The organism is Bilifractor sp. LCP21S3_A7 (assembly GCF_052118825.1).
Lineage (GTDB): Bacteria > Bacillota > Clostridia > Lachnospirales > Lachnospiraceae > Bilifractor.
Genome location: NZ_JBQKGL010000006.1, coordinates 39,966 through 59,910, shown reverse-complemented (window position 1 = coordinate 59,910; position 19,945 = coordinate 39,966). Strand labels below are relative to the sequence as shown.

The 19,945-nt window shown below is 52.0% G+C and carries 18 protein-coding genes; 4 read left to right on the top strand and 14 right to left on the bottom strand.

Annotation, left to right across the window (positions count from 1 at the left end; translation table 11 throughout):
- Window positions 1-428: 428 nt before the first annotated feature.
- A complete protein-coding gene (locus tag ACTQ1O_RS07135) occupies window positions 429-1,493 on the top strand; it encodes an undecaprenyldiphospho-muramoylpentapeptide beta-N-acetylglucosaminyltransferase (RefSeq protein ID WP_441486679.1) in 1,065 nt (354 codons plus the stop codon).
- A 260-nt stretch (window positions 1,494-1,753) separates the two neighbouring features.
- Here the strand turns inward: ACTQ1O_RS07135 and ACTQ1O_RS07130 are convergent, their stop codons facing one another.
- From ACTQ1O_RS07130 to ACTQ1O_RS07075, 12 genes are all read right to left on the bottom strand, one after another.
- The gene (locus ACTQ1O_RS07130) at window positions 1,754-2,164 is read right to left on the bottom strand and encodes an HIT family protein (RefSeq protein WP_441100857.1); all 411 of its coding nucleotides are present in this window, start codon (window positions 2,162-2,164) and stop codon (window positions 1,754-1,756) included.
- 84 nt (window positions 2,165-2,248) lie between these two features.
- The gene (locus ACTQ1O_RS07125) at window positions 2,249-3,577 is read right to left on the bottom strand and encodes a DUF6382 domain-containing protein (protein WP_441486678.1); all 1,329 of its coding nucleotides are present in this window, start codon (window positions 3,575-3,577) and stop codon (window positions 2,249-2,251) included.
- Window positions 3,578-3,694: 117 nt separating this feature from the next.
- Complete coding sequence (locus tag ACTQ1O_RS07120; protein WP_441486677.1) at window positions 3,695-4,159, bottom strand: TadE family protein; 465 nt, start codon at window positions 4,157-4,159, stop codon at window positions 3,695-3,697.
- A 177-nt stretch (window positions 4,160-4,336) separates the two neighbouring features.
- Window positions 4,337-4,771 carry a hypothetical protein gene (locus ACTQ1O_RS07115; protein WP_441486676.1) on the bottom strand — a complete coding sequence of 145 codons (435 nt, stop codon included), beginning with the start codon at window positions 4,769-4,771 and terminating at the stop codon, window positions 4,337-4,339.
- Between the two features lie 54 nt (window positions 4,772-4,825).
- On the bottom strand, window positions 4,826-5,527 hold the full coding sequence (locus tag ACTQ1O_RS07110) for a hypothetical protein (RefSeq protein ID WP_441486675.1): 702 nt from the start codon (window positions 5,525-5,527) through the stop codon (window positions 4,826-4,828).
- A gap of 391 nt (window positions 5,528-5,918) precedes the next feature.
- The gene (locus tag ACTQ1O_RS07105; protein WP_441486674.1) at window positions 5,919-7,466 is read right to left on the bottom strand and encodes a DUF5702 domain-containing protein; all 1,548 of its coding nucleotides are present in this window, start codon (window positions 7,464-7,466) and stop codon (window positions 5,919-5,921) included.
- A gap of 114 nt (window positions 7,467-7,580) precedes the next feature.
- Complete coding sequence (locus ACTQ1O_RS07100; RefSeq protein WP_441486673.1) at window positions 7,581-7,760, bottom strand: Flp1 family type IVb pilin; 180 nt, start codon at window positions 7,758-7,760, stop codon at window positions 7,581-7,583.
- 117 nt (window positions 7,761-7,877) lie between these two features.
- Entirely contained in the window at window positions 7,878-9,104 is a 1,227-nt protein-coding gene (locus ACTQ1O_RS07095) for a type II secretion system F family protein (RefSeq protein WP_441486768.1), read from the bottom strand.
- A 99-nt stretch (window positions 9,105-9,203) separates the two neighbouring features.
- Entirely contained in the window at window positions 9,204-10,172 is a 969-nt protein-coding gene (locus tag ACTQ1O_RS07090; RefSeq protein WP_441486672.1) for a type II secretion system F family protein, read from the bottom strand.
- Window positions 10,120-11,286, bottom strand: coding sequence for a CpaF family protein (locus tag ACTQ1O_RS07085; RefSeq protein WP_441486767.1), 1,167 nt, complete (start codon window positions 11,284-11,286; stop codon window positions 10,120-10,122). Before ACTQ1O_RS07085 ends, ACTQ1O_RS07090 begins: the two co-directional genes overlap by 53 nt.
- The gene (locus ACTQ1O_RS07080; protein ID WP_441486671.1) at window positions 11,286-12,458 is read right to left on the bottom strand and encodes a hypothetical protein; all 1,173 of its coding nucleotides are present in this window, start codon (window positions 12,456-12,458) and stop codon (window positions 11,286-11,288) included. The genes ACTQ1O_RS07085 and ACTQ1O_RS07080 overlap by 1 nt, the downstream gene beginning before the upstream one ends.
- Window positions 12,459-12,585: 127 nt before the next feature.
- Window positions 12,586-13,110 carry an A24 family peptidase gene (locus ACTQ1O_RS07075; protein WP_441486670.1) on the bottom strand — a complete coding sequence of 175 codons (525 nt, stop codon included), beginning with the start codon at window positions 13,108-13,110 and terminating at the stop codon, window positions 12,586-12,588.
- Window positions 13,111-13,548: 438 nt separating this feature from the next.
- On the opposite strand from ACTQ1O_RS07075, the gene ACTQ1O_RS07070 reads away from it, so the two are divergent.
- The gene (locus ACTQ1O_RS07070; protein ID WP_441486669.1) at window positions 13,549-14,286 is read left to right on the top strand and encodes a TraX family protein; all 738 of its coding nucleotides are present in this window, start codon (window positions 13,549-13,551) and stop codon (window positions 14,284-14,286) included.
- A gap of 307 nt (window positions 14,287-14,593) precedes the next feature.
- Window positions 14,594-16,030 (top strand): sodium-dependent transporter, encoded by a 1,437-nt coding sequence (locus ACTQ1O_RS07065; RefSeq protein ID WP_441486668.1) that lies wholly within the window; start codon window positions 14,594-14,596, stop codon window positions 16,028-16,030.
- 206 nt (window positions 16,031-16,236) lie between these two features.
- Here the strand turns inward: ACTQ1O_RS07065 and ACTQ1O_RS07060 are convergent, their stop codons facing one another.
- Window positions 16,237-17,298, bottom strand: a complete 1,062-nt coding sequence (locus tag ACTQ1O_RS07060; protein ID WP_441486667.1) for an NUDIX domain-containing protein — start codon at window positions 17,296-17,298, stop codon at window positions 16,237-16,239.
- Between the two features lie 180 nt (window positions 17,299-17,478).
- Entirely contained in the window at window positions 17,479-18,906 is a 1,428-nt protein-coding gene (locus ACTQ1O_RS07055) for a transglutaminase domain-containing protein (RefSeq protein WP_441486666.1), read from the bottom strand.
- Window positions 18,907-19,185: 279 nt separating this feature from the next.
- On the opposite strand from ACTQ1O_RS07055, the gene deoD reads away from it, so the two are divergent.
- Window positions 19,186-19,926 (top strand): purine-nucleoside phosphorylase, encoded by a 741-nt coding sequence (gene deoD, locus ACTQ1O_RS07050; protein WP_441486665.1) that lies wholly within the window; start codon window positions 19,186-19,188, stop codon window positions 19,924-19,926.
- The last annotated feature ends 19 nt before the right edge of the window (window positions 19,927-19,945 follow it).

Sequence of the window (19,945 nt, the reverse complement as noted above, 5' to 3'; positions counted from 1 at the left end):
GCATACGAATACTTCGCATTCGGCTGCGGCTCACTGTTCGCGTAAATAAGAAACCTGATGCGAACACTGATTTAATTATAATCTACTGTCCTCTGCATTTACAAGAGGATGCGTGAACCTGTTAGCGGCACACAGGCCGTGAAGCAGTAAAATGACGCGGGGCACTTGACTTATCCCCATGGTGGTACCCCGCTTGCGGGGCAGGACGGCTTTCTGCCCGTAACCTGTCTCATCCGTTGTGCACGCACAGCGACAAATAGCTGCAGGCAGCAGCAGGACCTCAGGTAACAGGACCGGTATGATCTCCGGGAATGACAGGACCGGTATGATCTCCGGGAATTGATTTCTTTCATAAAATCAGCTAGAATGCTTCTGAAAGGAATACAATCTGTTCCGATATTACTCACAGCATCTATGGAGGCCAATTGATGAAGCACATCGTTCTCACAGGCGGCGGTACCGCCGGTCATGTAACTCCGAATATAGCCCTGATTCCAGGCCTGAAAGAACTGGGATACGAGATTTCCTACATCGGTTCCTACAACGGGATTGAAAAGAGCCTGATTGAGGCCGAGGGGATTCCCTATTACGGAATATCTACCGGAAAACTGCGCCGATACATCGATCCGAAGAATCTGTCGGATCCTTTTCGTGTGGTGAAGGGCATCTTTGAAGCAAGAAAACTGATGAAAAAAATCCGGCCGGACATTGTGTTTTCAAAAGGCGGTTTCGTAGCGGTCCCGGTCGTCCTCGCGGCAAAACACTGCAGGATTCCGGTAATCATTCATGAATCGGACATGACACCAGGTCTCGCAAATAAAATATGCATTCCCTATGCTTCCAAAGTCTGCTGCAATTTTCCGGAGACACTCTCCAGCCTGCCTGAAGGCAAGGCTGTTGTTACCGGTACTCCGATCCGGAAAGAATTGAGAGAGGGCAGCGCAGAGCGCGGCTATTCCTTCACCGGTCTTTCCCAGGACAAGCCGGTCATTCTCGTCATGGGCGGAAGCCTTGGCTCCGTAAATGTAAACAACCATGTCCGCGAGGCTCTTCCGGAACTCCTGAAGCAATATCAGGTGGTGCATCTGTGCGGAAAGGGAAATCTCGACCACTCGCTGGACCATACCGACGGATACCGCCAGTATGAATATATCAAGGAAGAGCTGCCCGATCTTTTCGCGATGGCGGATCTGATCATCTCCCGCGCGGGAGCAAACGCAATCTGCGAAATCAGTACCCTTGCCATTCCGAATCTTCTCATCCCGCTTTCCGCGAACGCCAGCCGCGGCGACCAGATATTAAATGCGCGCTCTTTTGAAAAGCAGGGATACAGCGAGGTAATCGAAGAGGAAAATCTGACAAAAGACACACTCCTCTCCGCCGTACAGAAACTTCATGACAACAGGGATACCTATATCTCCGCAATGAAGAACAGTAAGCATACCGATTCCATTCAGATGATCCTGGATCTCATCCGGGAGTACACAAGGTAACGGAATAAGCGGCAGTCGACGGGTAAACTTCTCTCCAAAGCCCGTCAGTACGTAGAAGATACGACAAGAGAGCATCGCTGAACCAATAAGGAAAAGAAATCACTGAAAGGGCGAGCCCGACACAGCAGGTATTATTCTTCCGGCTGTGTCAGGCTCTTTTTCACAAATTCACGATATGAAATGTCCTGGCGGAAGCAGTCTTCCGCCACTTTTGTTTCTCGCGGGATCAGTGAGGTTCCTCATTCCGGATGAACGAAGCCTTACTTAAGATCCTTTGCCTTCTCCAGAATCTCCTTCTTAGCCTCGTCTGTCAGTGTTCCCGGCTTCCATGTAACACCGGCTCCGTCGCCGTTGTATCTCGGGATCAGGTGAATGTGAAAATGAAATACGGTCTGTCCGGCAGCTTCGCCGTTGTTCTGAACCACATTATAGCCGTCACACGGAAGTGCCTTCATCATAAAGGTCACGATCTTCTTCGCGAGCACAGCTGCTCTGGATAAGAGATCCTCCGGAATCTCCGTGATGTCCGCGTAATGCTTTTTCGGAAGAATAAGCGCATGTCCCTTCGTCGCCGGTCCGAGATCCAGGATCACCCGGAAATCATCGTCTTCATAAATTGTCGCAGACGGAATCTCGCCTGCTGCGATTTTACAGAAAATACAATCATTCATGATATTGTCCTCCCTGTCTGTTTTCATGAATTCAATATACATCCCTGTATACCTGCTTCTATACATTCCTGTATACCTGCTTCATTATACACTTTCCGACGGCGGTTGAACAATCCCTGCCCTGTGATACATAAAGCACTGATCCGAAAAACACAGCCGGTCACCGTCGTGGAGCGGATATGCCTCTCCGGGAACGAGAAGCTCACCGTTCCGTAAGGTGCCGTTTTTGGAGTTCAGATCGATAATCGAGTAACCATTCTCCCGATACACAAACCTGGCATGTATTCTGCTCACGGTTGGCACATTCAGAATAAGATCCGCGGATTTTCTGCTCTTCCCCAGAATATGGTTCCTCTTCCACAGTTCAAGCCTGTCTGTCCGGACGTTCCTGCTCCCACCTCCTGAATCCTGCTCCCGGCCTTCCGGCAGCAGAAGAGCCTGAACCCTCCGCTCCTCTGTCGCCTGCCCTCCCGCTGCCAGAAGTACCGTTTCCTTCCAGCCGTCCTCATCGTCTGCGACACGATCGTCAATACTTTCAGATCTTCCGGTTGATAATCTTCCTGCCATTTCTTCCGGTAATTTTCCGGCAATTATATTCACATCATTCGCAAGAGAGGTCTCCGACCGGTTCGTCGGCTTCTGCCTTTTCCCATCCGGAAAGAACTCACGCATGATTGCCGCTCCCTCTTCATCGGGCTTCCCGTTTTCCTGTCTCCTGCGTGAGAACCAGTTTCGAACCCGTGCAAACAGACCTTCCCCGGAGCTTTTTTCGTCTTCCTCAAAAAATTCATCCAGGATTCTTTCCCGCTGTTCCCGTCGCTCTCTTTCTTCCTCTTCTGACACTCCCTTGCTCTCCGGCATCGGATCCGGCCGGCATTCCTCAAGAAGTTTCTGAAACTCCCCGACCGAAATGTTCCCCTCCGCCGCCTTCTGATAAAAGGCATAGCCCATGATCACCGATTTCTTGTCCCCGTGATCCAGATGCGGAAGAATCATTTCTCCGAGCCTTTTCATCTGACCGGAAAAAGACTCTTCTTCATCCGGATAATATATAAAATAGATCCGTGTTCTCTCCGCATTGAGAAAAATAAGCTCCGGACTCATCTGTATCCCGTTTTCATCCAGAAGAAATTCCTCAAGATTGCGGATTGCAGCCAGTACAGAGGAATACAGCAGTTCCAGAAGCTGTCCCGTGATCTTCCCGCTCTCCAGAATATCCTCCAGTGACTGCATCGAAGTCACATCATAGAGGTACCTTGTGCTTGAATCAATTTCCTGAATGTGACAATCCAGAAAACCCGGTATATGATTCTCTGTCATCATCCTGACCGTGTAGCTGTGACAGTCCGGAGTCTTTCCGTCTGAAAGGATTCTGTAGTTGTGATAAATATCCCGACTGCTCTCGATTTTCATCCTCTCGCCCCTTTCCTGCGGATCATCCACTAAACATCGTGCCACACACTGTATAAGCTGCGGATTGCTCCGTGCTTCGCACTCCCGCAATCCACAGGTGCCACATTTATTCGTGTTTTATCTCCCGAGAGATCTCCTTACGGTTCTGGAAGCCCTAAGCTCTTCGACCGGGGTTACCTTATCCACATCCGCGCTGACCGACAGATTGAAAATATTCTGAAACGCCGCGAAGGTTTGATTGGAGAAGGAGACCGACGTTCCTCCCCTTCTGCAGCTCAGATCAACCGCCGGTCTCGAAGCCGGTATAACCTGCGCATCCATTCTCTCCTCCGCCTTTCTTGCCGCCACACTCTGCGCGTCGATATCCCGGTCATACCGGCTGTTCCCGGCAAGACACACCTCCGCTGCCGCCGCCAGATACCAGTTCCTGTTATGCACATAGAAACACAGAACAATAAGCGCCGCCGTCACCAACACCGTCACCGGAACAATAACCGACGCCTCCACCGTCATGCTTCCCCGCGCGAACCACCCTGCCTTCTCACGCAGGGCAGCATACTTCCGATTCTTCTTTCTGCTCACATTTTTCCTCCTCGTCACCTGACTGCTCCCGCAGGCAAGCTCTGCGGTTCTGATTGTCAGGTGCAGCTTGTAATTGTACATCCTTTGAACGCCTTGGACTTACAAGTGTGAATCTGTTTGGATCAGCACCTTCATTACCATTCCTCCCTTGAATATCTGTCATTCAGGAAATATCTTTCATTGACGGCCAAACCACACGGATCCGGAAAAATCGCCGGTAACAAGCAATATCATAAACGACAGCCATAGAAACGGGACAAACGGCAGCGTGACTTTCCCGTCCGAACGTGCCGTCTTCACAATAACTCCTGTCAGAAGCACTCCGATGATTGCAGGGATAAGAATCCTGCACACGGCAATCAGGTCGCTCCACGCTCCGCATGCGAGAAGGACAATGCCATCTCCCCCGCCCACCCTTTCCTTTGTCAGAACGGCTGCCAGCAGAAAAAGAAGCCCCGGGAACAGTGCAGTCAGATCGACGCCTTTACTCGCGATGATACCGGCCAGAAGCAGCAGAAGCGTAAAGCCTGGAAAAATCCGGCGTGTTTTCAGATCCGACAGACCATTTACCGTCAGAATCAGCAAGATCATTTCCGCACTCCAGCACCTCATTCCGACTCTCCTCTGCCTTTTCCAAAGCTTTTACACCGGCTCTGCTCTGCCGCTTTACGCCGCTTCCGCTCCGTCCTTTGCCGCACATCGACTGCAGATATGCATTCCTTCCGCCTCCGAAGCCGGCACAAGATGAACCTTTCTCGTAAGCCCGCTGCAACGCGAAGAATTGTGATAACACTCTCCCTCTCCGGTAATATAGACAAGGCCGTGCATACCTCCACTGCCGACACATTTCTCACACGCGTGATACCGTCCCCCTCCGGCGTTTCTCATCCCCGGAACCAGCGCCGCAGGCACTCGCCGTATCTGAAGCTCCAGATACGTACATTCCGAACGGGTGTGATAGACACTTCCGTATTCTGTCACATAAACGAGACGGTTTTCCTCCTCGGAAGGAAGCCCATGGTTCTCCTCGGGATCTCTTCCCGTCCATGCATGAACCCTCCCTCTTACAGCAACGCTTCTTCCCGGAATCGGAACCGGAAACCATTCCGGTTTGTAATAGACCAGCTCACACAGATCAATGACAGCCGGTCCCGCGTAGGAACCGGTCAGCCCCGTAACCGCCCCTGCTTTTTCGACCGCTTCCTGGAGATGAATCATCCTTTTCACATACATCCCGTAAATATCCATCATGCAGATCAGTGACGTCACGCAGAGAAAAAACAATGGAACCGACCATGCCGCTTCCACGGTCAGACTTCCCCGTCTCCACCTGTCCTTTTTTCTCGCTGTTTTTGCTTTTGTTTTCATTTTGCCCCCCTGCCTGAAGAAATCCGTCGGTTACATGAAAAAATCTGTCGGTTGCCCGAAAAACCACGCGGTCAGCGAAACCTTCTGACTGCTCATAAAATATGAAACAGCAGACACCACGACAGATGGCCCCATCCTCCATTTTTCTGTACGGAATCCGCCGGGCTGCCTCCCGAATACGTTCAGATCCGGAAATGCATTCGCAGAATTATCTCATGTCCTTTCTCATGGTAAAGTTATCATTTGTCGTTTCGGGTGTGGGGATTTTGGACCCTCCCGCAAAGCGGGAGACACCCCGCCGGATTCCGTTTGGTTTGCAAGCTATATATCATGCCTTCTATCTTCAGGACTTCCGAGTTAAATGCTATGGAGATTCCATACGGCTTGCAAGCTACATATCATACCCATAGCTTCTCTCAGCGGTATAGCTATTGGTACCGACATCTGTTCCGATTTCCACATTTACGGCATCGATACAATGATCCAGACGGAAATTCTTCTTCCCCTCATGGGTCCGGATATTGAGTTCCGTCAGATCCATAATTCTCCCGGTCAGCTTGTCTGTTCCTTCTCCCATAAGCAGGATTCTCAGATAGTCCCTGTACTCCAGCCCGGTCCGAGAAGATTTTCTCTCACTGCCTGCCGCAGATGTGAATCTCCCGATATTTTCGATTGACAGCTGCCAGGATTCCGCCGACTTTACGAGCGGTATTTTCCCTCCCTGAGTCAGAACCTGAAGATCCAGAACAGACTCTCCGTACGCCCACGCCACCCGGATCGCGAACGCCAGAACAGGCGCAAGCTCCGGGTTCAGAAGCCCTGCGCTGATTCCGGCGGCCAGCAGATCCGCCTGTGCTCTCTTATCGGGGTCTGTCATCAGAAAAATCATATTGGACGCCGCTCTTAGAACCTGCATCTTCGAAAGTACCAGCTTCAGATTGTCCCGGTCATTTCTCCTCCCGCCTATTGCGTATTCTGCCTGGTATAAAAGCGGCTTCTGCTGTTCTCCGTCCTGAAAGCACGGAAAATCCTCAATCAGAAATTCCTGGATCAGAAGTTTTTCCATCGGTCCTTCCCATTTTGAAGGCGTCATCCCCATCCCCAGGGCATGTTCTCTGTCGCTCAGCAGTTCTCCTGCGCCGATGCTTTTCGGGGAAAGACCGCGTTCATTTTCTCCGAACACAAGCTTCAACAGGCCCTTTCCCCGAAGGAGCCGGTAAGAAAGAAGTGGGTTCTCCCAGACCGGCACGACATTGCCGCCGAATCCTTCTGCGATTTCTTCCGCCGAAACCTCTCCCGATCCTTCTCCGCTCTGTTCGAGCGAAGGCACCGGACGGCACAGCCCCTCGGCAACATCTCTGTCATAATATTCCTGCGCATTTTCCGTCCGGTACGTTCCGGCCTGCTTTTTCAGCCCGTCCGCCTTTTCTCCATCCTGATAAATACCCTCTGATATTTTTTTCAGCAGTTCCGCTCCGGCCTGGAGCTTCATCTGTTCACATACCTGCCTCCGAAAGGCTGCATTTTCCTGGTCGGTTGCCAGAACATAACCCGTCACCGAACAATTTTTCCTATCCAGCCGGATGCTCAGCAGATTTCCTCCTCCCGTCAGATTATTCTTCGTCGGGTCCAGGATATACTCCGCGTACGTCTCTGTCTCCCGGAGCACCTCATCCAGACGGAGACCGGATGTCCCGTACCCTCCGTCCAGAAACAGCAGTCCGTAATCCTCAAACAGCTCGCGGTCGTACTGCGCAAATACCGAATACAATCCCTGCTCCAGGGCACTGGCGGTCGCGGTTCTCGCCGCAGCCTGCCGCATGGACTTAAGTCCCGCAAAAATCACCCCCAGGAGAACGAGCAGCAGCATGCTGACAAACAGCGTGATGCTGCCCCGGCTCATCCTTTCTCTCCGGTTATCCGTTAACAATTTCCGCATCTTGCCCCCTCATTGATCTTCCTCCGGTTATCTGTTTACAATTCCCCGCTCCGTATTCTTTTGCCTCCGGTTTTCCGCTTACAATTTCCGCGTGCCGCCCCTCATCGATCCTCCTCAGATTCCCTGACTTTTACTCGTAATCTTGCTCAGAATACTGGACACCAGACTTGTCAGCTGACTCTTGAAGATAATCACGAGCCCAATCAGCACCACAATGATCAGTATGATTTCCACCGTGCTGATTCCATCTTCTTCCCTCAAAAAATCCCGTATCCTCTTTCGCAATTTTCTCATTTGTCCTCCTTTTCTCAGAGATACTCCTTTCTCTGCATTTCTCCTGAGTATATTCCTGCATTTTCTGAATTTTCTCAAAGCTGCATCATCATATATTCTTGTATTTTCTGAATTTCCTCAAAGCTGCATCGTCGCCGGAATGATGATGAGGAGCAGTACAATTCCAAGCATGACAAACATCGGAAAGACCATGCGGATGGCAGCCCGGTCCCCCTCCGCTCTTGCGCGTCTCTTCCGGGTCTCAAATGCTTCCTGCACCTCTTTTTCAAGCATCCCTGACAGCTGGCTGCCTCCCTTTTTCTGGCTCTGGGCGAGAAGCAGCGCCAGCTTTCTGTACTCCGGCGTGCCGCACCGCTCTCCGAAGTGTGTCAGAGCGTCCTGCTCATACACCCCATTATTCATTTCTGCCACAGTTACGCCGACTTCCCTGTACTCCCTTCCAAGCCTCTCCATCGCCTTCCTCACGCTGAGACCTGCCGCCGTAAGCAGCTGCAGCTTGCTTACCAGTTCCGGATACTGACTGGTGAGGAGCTTCCTTCGTTTCTGTTCTGCTTTCTCCTTTCTGTCCTTTCCCGCAAAAAAAGGAGCAATTCCGGCCAGAAGAATGATCATGCAGAGATAAGCTCCCTTATGACTGATTTTCCTGTACCAGGTCAGCTTCTCTCCGTCCGCCCGCTCCGGAAGCAGGTATTCTTCCGACAGATCTCTTCCATTTTTTGCGGCTCTCTCATTCAGCGCTTCACTTTCCTTCTGAATTCTTTCCTGTACCGCCTCCTTTTCTCTTGAGGAATATACAGTCATCACCCTCTGATATTCTTCCTCATTGCCGGACAGCGAAAGCTTTCCGGTTAATGTCACCTTCTCTCCGCCCTCCGGAACCTCCGGAGAGAGAACGCCCTCCCAGCTGACAAGATCCGGCCGGTCCGTAGACCACTCCACCGTCATCGACGGGTTCGTAAAGCTCTCCGGAAGTTCCAGATTCCACTCAATCCGCCCGAAATCTGCATTCTTTCCCAGAATCCTCTCGTCCAGTTCCTGGATCTCCTTCCGGATCTCTGCTTCCGCTTCCTGAGACGAATACCTCTGTTCCGGTATCTCAAGTGTGATTTTTTCTTTTTCACCCCTTCCGGACGCGACGGCCAGCTCTACCTGTTCTCCCGCAGCTTCCCCCGATGTTCTCCTGACGGATTTCACCGTCTCCCAGTCTCCCTCCCGTATCTCCCGGAAGACCACCACTCCCGCAGCTGCGGTACTGATGATTAAAATCAGAAAAAATATGCCGGATATTTTCTGATGACGGAAAAGCCAGATGACAGCCGCTGCCGTAGCTGCCGGAAGCACCATTTTTATCAATTCTTCCTCCTTCCCCACTCCATACTCTATTCACCGTGATCCTGTCACAGGCTGTCATTTGCTCCGTGCCGCTTACCTGTTCCTCCATGCTCAGACCTCGATTCTGCACATCTTTCTTCCCGCCGCAAATGCTCCTGCATACAGGATCAGGCAGAAGGTCATCAGAATGGCGCCTGCCGGATTTCCGTAGATTTTGTCAGAAAATCCCTCGAACGTCACCCTCATGTACAAAATAATCCCCGCCGGCATGAAGCTCATGATGCTCTGCTCATATCGTCTGGAAGCCGTAACCGTATCAATTTCCTGCAGGGTATCAATCTTCTCGCAGATATTTCTCCACGTTGACTCCAGAATATGACTCATATCCCCGCCGGTCCGCTTTGCAATCACCAGAACCTCGCTGAAATTCATGATATCCTCCACTCCGCTCCGCGTTCCAAGTTCAAGAAACAGCTGCTCTACCGGCTTTCCAAACCGCATCTGCCCTGTAATATCCTTCAGCTCAGCCGCAAGCGGATCCCTCCTTCCATACAATTTTGCGAGATCAGATGCCGACATGCGGACACCATTTTCCAGAGAATAGCCGGCCAGAAGATTCGTATGAAGAGACGACAGAAAATCCCGAAAGTGATAATTCAGCAGCCGCTGCCTTTCCTCCCGCTTCTGCTTCTTCTTCGCGAGAACATAGACGATCATGACCGGAACAGCCACTGGGGCAGCGAAGACGGAGTGGTAACACAGCCATACCACGCACGCTCCCAGCAGCATTCCGACGCATCCGTACTTCAGAAGCTCCACAGGCGAGAAAGTATAAACCCGGTAGTCCGTCCTGCTTCTGCCTTCTGTCTTCCTTTTTCTGCCTGTCCCTTCCTCTCCCGCAGTCACTCTTTTTCTGCCTGTCCCCTCCTCTCCCGCAGTCTTTCTCCGACGCCCTTCCTTCTTTTCTCCTTCTCCGCAAGGTTCTTCGAAAAATTTTCTGCCGGATTCTCCTCCCTTCCGGTCTCTCTCACGGGAGGTTCCGCCTCTGCCAGAGCTTTTCCAGTTTTTCACGATTTCCAAGTTCATTGACCTTTCTCAGCACTCCTTCTCTGTCCCTTTCAAACAGGGTACGGATCTCCGGCTCTTCTCCCTTCATTCCGGAAAGCTCTGCAATTTCCCCGAGCTGGCGTGTACCATCCGCCTCTCTTGTCAGATGAATCATGATCTCAACTCCGGATACAATCTGTCTGCGAATAACGGCAATCGGAAGCTGCTCTCCCATCAGAACCATCATCTCGAGCCTCGATATCATGTCCCGCACACTATTGGCGTGCGCTGTCCCCAGACTTCCGGAGTGTCCTGTGTTCAGGCACATCAGAAAATCCTCTGCCTCCGCTCCTCTCACCTCTCCGATAATGATCCGGGTCGGCCGCATTCTCAGGGCAGCTTTGATCAGATCCCGGATCGTTATGGCATGGCCTCCCTCCAGGTTTGCGTCTCTCGCCTCCATCCGCACCAGATTCGGAATGCCCTGAAGCTGAAGCTCGGCGTTATCCTCGATCGTAATGATGCGTTCGTCCGGCGGAATACAGGATGACAGCGCATTCAGAAATGTCGTCTTTCCTGTCGACGTTCCGCCCCCGATAAGCATCGAATACCTCGCCTCCACAAGGTCCTTCAGAAAAACTGCCGCCTCTCTCGTCACACTTCCCCACCGGATCAGATGCTCGAGCGTCACAGCCTCCTCCGGAAAGCGGCGTATCGTAAGAATCGGCCCGTCAAGCGCAATTGGATTCATGACAACATTCACCCGCGAACCATTATCATCCGGAAGCCTTGCGTCTACGATCGGTCTCTGTTCATTCACCACCCGGTTACACCTTCCCACAATCTGCTGGATCACATCCTCCAGCCTCTCTTGCGAGGCAAAATGCCGTTTCCAGGAATAGAGTCTTCCTCCCTTCTCATAGAAGATATGACGATACCCGTTCACCATAATCTCCGTGATCTCCGGGTCATCCATCAGCTCCTGCAGCACATCCAGCTTGCGGACCGAATAAAAAAGCGATTTATGCAGCTGCTCCTTCCCAGCCAGAGACATCCGGGAAGATGACGCCTCATTCAGGATCAGATCATCGATAAATTCCTGAATTTCCTCATCCTCCAGATCCGGATTTTCTTCCAGATGGTCCATCAGGCCGGCCCGTATTCTCTCAAAGATCTCCTCGCTCCGCACTGCTTTCCCTCCTCCGGAATCTCACCGAAATCCATGCATCCCCGTATGATCCTTCCCAGCCTCCCGGACAGCTGTCTCTCCAGGAAATCATCGTTTCCGGGAATACAGTCCGGATCCGGAAGGATCACTTCCCGTACTTTTTCTCTGCCCGCACGCTCCTCCAGCTCGGCGGCAAACGCATGGTTCCGCATTCTGGAAACCGGATCGTCATGCGCGATGACGTAGATCTCCTCACAGCCCTGTATCAGCTCATTAAATCCATTCATCTTCCAGTCCAGATCCAGGAGGATTCTGCGGTATGTACTGGTTCGTGTCAGCTCGCCGAGCATCCCCGTCCACTGGTCCTCGGTCATCTCCCCGATGTCCGACGCATCCCTCACCGGAAGCAGATAATCGAGCGATCCGAATTTGCGCAGCATTGTATTCAGCTGATAAATCAGACCGCTTCTCCCGCGCCTGTAAAAATACATCAGATCGCTGAGCGTCCGCATACTCTCCCCTTTTTCGGGAAGAAACTGATCCATACCTGAACCGGGCTCCAGGTTCAGATACAGGCTCGGAAATTTTTCCGACAGAATCCGTCCATATATCATGGAAAAAATCACCTTCTGCCCCGGATCCGACACGGAGCATATCCCCGTTCTAATACAGGACGGCTTTGCGATGGCCTCCGGCTCCGTCGCGGCTTTCTCCGCTCCGTAGCAGTCCATGACTTCTCTGACCACACGGCTCTGGCTCTGATATTTGTAAATCTGCCGGCAATTCGCGGCTTCCGGGAATCCCTCCTCCGGAAGGCCGGAGCCGTCCTCTGTCAGAATCATCACCGTACCGATATCCATCTGACGTATCTCATCATCGGCCGCCCTTTCTGAAATCAGCAGAATCTCAATATGATGTTCAAGCGCAAATTCTCTGAGCGTTTCTACCGAAGTAAAACTCCGGATCTCGAATGGTAGATTTTGCTTCTCCGTTAAATAATTCATAAAGCGAACCGCGTATTCTCTCTCCGTGTCGCACACCGCAAGTACCTTTCGCATCAAATTCTCCTCCTTCCGGATTTTTTCTGACACAGACCGCCATGGCACGACCGCACGGCCCTGTCCATCCCTCCTCAGTACCATCCCGCCCATGGCACACCCTCACAGCTCTGTCCTTCTCTCCTCAGTCCCGCGCTCTATGGCACAGCCCCACGGCTCTGTCCTTCCCTCCTAAGTCCCGCGCTCTATAGCACAGCCCCACGGCTCTGTCCTGCCCTCCTCAGTACCATCCCGCCGCCCATGGAATCAGCGCGCCGAATATAAAAACTGCCAGATGCACCTGTTCTTCCGGTCGGCTGTCCTTCCAGTATGGTTCCAGACCTCCGGAACCCGAAAATGTATATACGTATCTCTTCATAGAATGGAATCGGTCAAAAAGGGGGAATCGGTCCGAACCGGACGGTGAGAGGCACAAACGCAGAACGGCATACACGGCTGCCGGCAGAAATGTAAACAGAAGCAACAGGAGCATCTGGCCGGGCTTCATGAAAATCCCGGTCACCATCAGAAGCTTGATATCGCCTGCTCCGATCATCCGGAACAGATAAAAGGGGATCAGAAGCAGAAAAGGAATCAGCGCAGACAGGAATTCCGGATGCCACCGGCTTTCCCGGCAAAACAGGATCTGCCCTGTGAGACTGAGAAGAAATCCGGTCAGAACCCACCTGTTCGGAATTTTCTCCTCCTTCAGGTCAGAAAGTGCCGCTCCCTCCGCCAGAACCAGTACGAGAAGACGTGTATTCATAGGCTTATTCTTTCATTCGAGCAGACGTGTATCTTTAGACTCATTTTTTCATTCAGGCAGACATGTATCTTTATTCTTTCATTCGAGCAGACATGTATATACAGGTCATTCTGCAGATGAATTTTCTCATAAGTCAGCGACGTGTATTTTGAATTTTTTGTGTACTTGTAAGTTCATTTGTCTGGGAATCTGTGCAGAAATGTGTGATGGATTTGATAGTTTAAGAATATAACGCACCTGCACCTTTTTCAAGCCGGTAAAGTACGTCACTATCCACAAATAATTTTTCCGGATTTTGTAGGATTTACCCGGCGTCACTTTATGGTATAATGGTTTTCATTATTGGTCTTGCAGAACTTTTTGACACTCTGCCTGCAGGATATGCGTGTTTCCTGATTTTGACGACCGCCTGCAGGACGTCCGTATCCACAGGTAGCTATGAAGAATCTGTTTCATCCGCATCCCGCAAAAAAAATATCGCTGAGCGGTAATGAGTTGAAAATCATCGCGTGCGTCAGCATGTTTCTGGACCATTTCGCGAAGGTATTTCAGGCAGAGCTGAACTCTTCCCTGTATTTTGTCCTGGATAACATCATCGGCAGACTGGCCTTTCCTCTTTTCTGTCTCCTTCTGGCAGAGGGCTATTTCCACACCCGGAATCTTCGAAAATACATGCTCCGCGTCGCACTGCTCGCGCTCGTTTCGGAAATTCCCTTCAATCTTGCCATGTCGGGTCAGTTTTTCGATCCACGCTGGCAAAACACAGTATTTACCCTTCTGCTGGGTCTTCTGATGTTCTGCTTTCTGGACACCATCCGGAGCAGATCTGACCCGGTCCGGCTTCCCGCCGTACTGCTTCAGATTCTGACCGTCTTCGCTTCTGCCGCTGCCGCATGGTTTCTGCGCACAGATTATGACGTCTTCGGAATCGGCGTTCTCGCCTGCTTCTACTATCTGAATGGACGGATTTTCAAAAGTCCCCTGACCGCAGATCTCTGGGCATGCTTCTGTCTGTTCCAGGAACCGGCAGCTTTTCTGTCACTCTTTCCGGTGGCAGCCTACAACCGCTCCAGGGGAAAGAGGAAAATGAAGTATTTCTTCTACTTCTTCTACCCGCTGCATCTGCTTCTGCTGGTCTTTTTGCATGACTTGATTCATGGCAGATACGCCCTATGATTCCGCGCGCTGCGGCTCTCCACATACGCCTTGTGATTCCGCGCGCTGCAGCTCTCCGCACATACGCCTTGTGATTCCGCGCTGCAGCCCTCCGCACATACGCCTTGTGATTCCGCGCGCTGCAGCTCTACGCAGATACACTTGTGCGGTACAGCCCGGGCAGACAGGACAACGCTCCTGCGGGAATGCAGCCCGGCCATACTGGACAACGCTCCTGCAGGAATGCAGCCCATTTGAATTAAAAAAACAACGCCTTCAATAAAAACAATATATATGAATACAGAAATAAGGAGGACAATAATTCACAATGACAGCTCAATCAGACCGGAACAGATCCGGAAAGAAAAAATCAAAGACAGGCTCCTTCAGCGGACAGCTGGGATTTGTAATGGCTGCCGCCGGAAGCGCGGTCGGTGTGGGAAATCTCTGGCGGTTTCCCTACCTTGCGGCCAAGGACGGCGGAGGACTATTTATCATCATCTACCTCTGCCTGGTTCTCACCTTCGGATTCACGCTTCTGACCTCCGATATCGCAATCGGCAGAAAAACCAGGAAAAGCTCTATTTACGCCTATGCCTCCATGCGGCCGCGCTGGAAATTCCTCGGAATCATCACCTTCTTCGTACCGGTCCTCATCATGACCTATTATGCCGTGATCGGAGGCTGGATCAGCCGCTATATTGTCGTATATTTTACCGGAGCACAGAAGGCAGCCGCCGGCGACAGCTTCTTCACCTCCTTCATTACCTCACCGGTGTCTCCGGTATTTTTTGCACTGCTGTTCATGGCCGTGACCTCCATCATCGTCTATAAGGGCGTAGAGGGAGGAATTGAAATGGTCTCCAAGTGGATGATGCCGATTCTGCTGGTTCTCATTGTAGCGATTGCCATTTTTTCACTGACACTCCGCCACACGGATGAAAATGGCGTCACCAGAACCGGAATACAGGGACTTCTTGTCTACCTGACGCCGAATTTATCCGGTCTGACCTTGGGAAGATTTCTGCAGATCCTTCTGGATGCCATGAGCCAGCTGTTCTTCTCGCTCAGCGTCTCCATGGGGATCATGATCACCTATGGCTCCTATGTAAAGCCCGATGTGAATCTCAACCGTTCCGTCAATCAGATCGAGATCTTTGACACCGGTGTGGCTCTTCTCGCCGGTATGATGATTATCCCGTCCATTTACGTATTCTCCGGAACAGACGGCATGAGCGCTGGAACCAGCCTTATGTTCGTATCCCTCCCGAAGGTATTCTATGCGATGGGAGCCCCCGGCATATTCATCGGCGCCATGTTCTTTATCATGGCTGCCTTCGCCACCCTGACCTCATGCATTTCCGTTCTGGAGGCCATTGTTGCCAACTGCATGGAGCTCTTTCACGCCTCAAGAAAAAAGATCACCGTCATTCTGACCATCATCTATATGGCGGCTTCCGCTGTCATAGCGCTCGGATACAGCATCTTCTATGTGGAGGTCAGGCTGCCCAACGGTTCTGTCGGACAGCTGCTCGACATCATGGACTATATCAGCAACAGCTTCATGATGCCCTTTATCTCCCTGCTCTCCACCATTCTGATCGGATGGGTGATCGGTCCGAAATGGATCATCGATGAAATGGAGTCCAGCGGGGACCGGTTCACCCGCAAAAAACTGTATGTCATCATGATCAAATATGTCGCCCCTGTCATGATGTTCATTTTATTCCTGCAATCCACCGGTCTGCTCAATGCCATTGCCTGAATGCAAACACTCGCGTTAAAAACGCAATCGCATGCCTCCCCGGCGTGAGTGGTCGGAGTATCCTGCCCACGTTCAACTGAACACGCTCAAAGCGCACGCGAAAAAAGCACTGCATACCCGCATAAGTCCGGCTGAATCCGGGCTTGTACAGGTATACAGTGCTTTTTCTTTCCAAATGACGCCGCAGAGGCCCCTGCATCATCTGTTTATCTCTGTTTTTTCAGATATTCGAGCACCCGGTCAAATTCATCCGGGTAGATACAGGTCGCCTCCCTGTTCTCCAGTACCATCCGCCGGCATTCCTCCAGATCCATCCAGCGCACGCTCTCCACCTCAGATTTCTGGAGCACGAGATGGCTCTCGTCGACCGGTCTCTTGTAGACAAAGAGATGCGCGAATTCGTGATCCCGGAACATCCTGCCGTGAAATTCCTTCTCATAGCTTCCCTCATGGACACCCAGATATTCGAGATCCCCGGGGCCGGCATGAATTCCGAGTTCCTCCCCTAATTCCCTCAGCGCCGACTCCAGCGGCTCATCGCCGGCATCGATATGACCGGCCGAGGAGATATCCAGACAGCCCGGATTCGAATCCTTCTCGGCGCTCCGCTTCTGCAGCAGGACCTCCATTCCCGACGGGCTGCCTTCCGACGGCCGCACAATCCAGATATGGACCGTTCCGTGCGGATCTCCCTCCCGATGCACAACATTTCGTTCCTGCACAATTCCGCTCCTGGTGCCGTCCTCCTTCAGCACATCAAACAGCTCCATCGGACGGCCGTTCAAGTCCGCCGTCACCAGTCTGTCCTTCCCGTCATATACCAGCTTCAGGGAAAAAAACGGCACGTTCTCGTCGATGAGCCGGAAGAAAATCTTGTCTCCGGCCCAGAGATTCAGCTTCCACACCTCTTCGATGTCGATCCACGCAAGCTCGCCCTCGTCACATTCTGCCGGCTCGCCGCTGTATCCATCCGCGGTAAACAGGGACATATATTCATAATCTCCTTTTCCGGAGTCAAACGTCACGATCCCCCGGTACTGCCAGGATGTCAGTGTATAGCCCGTTTCCTCGCGCACCTCACGGATCACACACTCCTCCGGACTCTCTCCCAGCTTAAAATGGCCGCCGACTCCGATCCACTTGTCTTTGTTGACGTCATGCTTCTTCACGGTCCGGTGCAGCATGAGATATTTCCCGTCCCTTTTCAGATAGCACAGCGTACTCATATTCTTCAGGTCGTTTTTCTGTTTTTCCTTTACAAGATCCATCGTTCGTCTTCTCCTGCCATAAATCACTCACAGCTTTCCCGGCCGGATGTCCGTTCCGGCCCACTCCAGCCTTATACCAGCTCCGGCTTTCCCGGCCGGATATTTTTCTGTCTCCTGCCACGCCTGCGCAAATCCCGGTCACAGCCCGGCGCACCTGGCTGCAACTTCGTTCCCGCTTTCTCAGCCCGGTATCCCGTCCCCGTCATAATCGGTCTGTCCCCGGTAACCCACCGCATAGCCTGAAAGAGCATCGTAGGTATAGGCAGTGCCGTTCGCAGTCGGCGCAAGCTTTGAGATATAATCCGCCGTTCCACTGGCATGCCCGGTACCATCGTCCCGCACATGCACAGAAGATGAGAGGAAGGTCGCATATCCGTCCGGCGTGTAATACGTGTACTCGCTGCCGGGCGTGTAATTGCTGATCTGCTCCGTCGTCAGATTGAACATAAAATGACGGATCCGGTTCCAGTACGCGGCATCATTCAATGCCGCGTCAATGATCGGCCCGCCGGACGCATACTGCTGCGGGTCCGAGTCCTGGTCATCCCATGTCGGGTCCACCTCATACCACTCACCGTCCAGCTGAACCAGGTTCCACGAATGTGCCTCCATGGAATCCTGATCTGCGCCCGCATAGCCTCCGACTCTGGTACACGTAATTCCCGCCTGCTGCAGAAGATATTCATAAGCATAGGAATACCCGTCGCACACGCAGGTATTTGCCTGGTTTCTGCTGTTGGCGACCAGAGCGCCATATGCGGTATACCCGTAATCGAAGGCACCGTCCGGTGAGTAGGATGCGGCCAGATCCTTGTCATAGGTCACGGTATCAATCAGCTTGTCATGGATCTGCAGCGCAATCTCCGGCTGTGAACGTGTCAGATCAATATCCGCCATAAAATTGCTCACCGCCTGATTGAAGGCTGTCATCTGGTTCTGATAATCATCATACGTCCTGCTCAGCCGGATCATGACATCATATGTCCCGCCTGTGCTCAGGCTGTTGTAATAATACTGGAAATTTCCGCTGCTCTGCCGGAACCAGAACAGCTCCGGATGATCGTAAATCAGCGCCTCGTATGCAATCGTCAGTTCCCTGCCAAATGCATCAGATGACGGATCCTCATTGACCGTCACCTTTTTGTGATAATCCGTAGACGTCGGGTCTCTCGTCACCGCCAGAAGCGCATTGTATATTCCCTGTTCCTCCGCGGAAAGCTGCGTGTAGTAGTAAAAAACCGGAGCATTATTCACAAAAAGTGAATCGCCCTCCGGCAGTTTGTCCTTATAATCCCCGGTAACGCCATCCAGAAACGAAGAAATATCCGAGATAATCGACTGCCCGGAACCCGATGTGGACTGCTTTCCGGAACCGGTTTCCGTATCCGGACCCGATTCTGCACGATCACCCGTTTCGCCGCTTCCTCCGGAAACAGAGTCCGCAGCTGACGAAGAAGGATCCTCCAGATCTTTATTCACATTAAAAAAATTCCGGAACATATCCGGAAGCTCCGAGACGTGAAATCCTCCGGAGCCGCAGCCCGCAAGCAGGGCCCCGCACGTAAGCACAGTCAGAACGAAAAGTCCTGTCCTCTTTTTTCCTATCATCACATCCGTCTCCCTGATGAATTATAAAACCGGTTCGTCCGGTTCACACCACTGCCATCGCATACTCTGAGGCCTGTGGTTTTTTTATGAAGAGAATTATATCATGTTCCCTTCAGATATGCTAAAATATCAACGAGATCTAACCGCCGTCCCGCACGCGCTTATCTGCTGACGGAGCACGGCAAAAAAGAATTCTGAAAGATCTGCAGCTGCTTTGCCGCCGGCGTTCCTTTTCCAGAATCCGGTTTTGCAAAGCCATCGAAAGGAGCAAAATAAATTATGGGAAATGTTTCACCATCCGCATGCATGGAAGTAAAAGACGGAACACATGTTGCAAAAGTAGTCCTGATGCCAGGCGATCCTCTCCGCGCAAAATATGTGGCGGAAACCTATCTTCAGAACCCGGTCCTGTTCAATGATGTCCGCGGAATGCTCGGATACACCGGGATCTACGACGGTGTCGAGGTATCCGTCATGGGAAGCGGCATGGGAATTCCCTCCATCACCCTTTATTCCCATGAATTGTTCACCTTCTATGGCGTCGAAGGAATCATCCGTATCGGTTCCGCAGGCGGCGTCGGAGACAACGTCAATGTACGTGACGTTGTCGTTGCAATGAGCGCCTCCACAAACTCCGCCGCTCCGTCCCGCTACGGACTGCCCGGCACGATCGCTCCGACCGCAGACTGGGGCATGCTCCGCGACGCGGTACGAATCGCAGATGAAATGGGTGTGCGCACCTCCGTCGGAAGCGTCTATTCCTCCGATTTCTTCTACTATCCCGATCCTGCCGTTGCGGAAAAGGAAAAAGAGGCAGGGCTTCTTGCCGTAGAAATGGAAAGCGCCGGTCTCTATACAGAGGCCATGTACGCTCACAAGAAGGCACTGGCCCTCTTTACCATTTCCGATCATCTCTTCAAGCCGGAGCATCTCTCCCCCGAAGAGATCAAGACCTCCTTCCATGAAATGATGGAAATCGCCCTGAAAACTGCTGCCGATACCGTGAGAAAGCTCGGCTGAATCTGATGCACGGCGACCC